The organism is Iodobacter arcticus, from assembly GCF_042664895.1.
Taxonomy (GTDB): domain Bacteria; phylum Pseudomonadota; class Gammaproteobacteria; order Burkholderiales; family Chitinibacteraceae; genus Iodobacter; species Iodobacter arcticus.
On sequence record NZ_JBHTBQ010000022.1, the window covers coordinates 1 to 567 of the forward strand.

Here is a 567-nt window from a genome sequence, read left to right on the forward strand (position 1 = left end):
CGCGGATCAGCATGTCGCGGTGAATACGTTCCCGGGCCTTGTACACACCGCCCGTCACACCATGGGAATGGGTTTCACCAGAAGTAGGTAGGCTAACCGTGAGGAGGCCGCTTACCACGGTGGGATTCATGACTGGGGTGAAGTCGTAACAAGGTAGCCGTAGGGGAACCTGCGGCTGGATCACCTCCTTTCAAGAGAAAAGTCTTTTGGATTGAGTACTCACACTCATCGACTGTAGATTTAAGGATTGTTGAATAGGATTCAGAATTAATGTGATTAAAAAGTCACATTAATTCTGGTTTCTAAAATCAGCAAGACAGTAAATTGATCTTTAAAAAAATAGAAGAAGTAATACTCAAATTTAGAAATAAATAAGGGTAGATTGTATCAAAATCGATTGTTCGAAGTCAGAACTGAATAATCGATGTCGCAAACAAAGCGAAATCAGATACTTTGAACGATGTGAGCGACTTTGGTTGAACACGTGTTTGAGGTTATAGGATCAAGCGACTAAGTGCATCTGGTGGATGCCTTGGCGATGATAGGCGAAGAAGGACGCGTTAGCCT

Annotated in this window: 1 rRNA gene; it reads left to right on the forward strand. The window is 43.4% G+C overall.

Annotated elements, in window-relative coordinates:
• Window positions 1-191: ribosomal RNA gene (locus tag ACFQNF_RS12315) — 16S ribosomal RNA — on the forward strand; the annotation flags it as partial.
• Window positions 192-567: the final 376 nt, after the last annotated feature.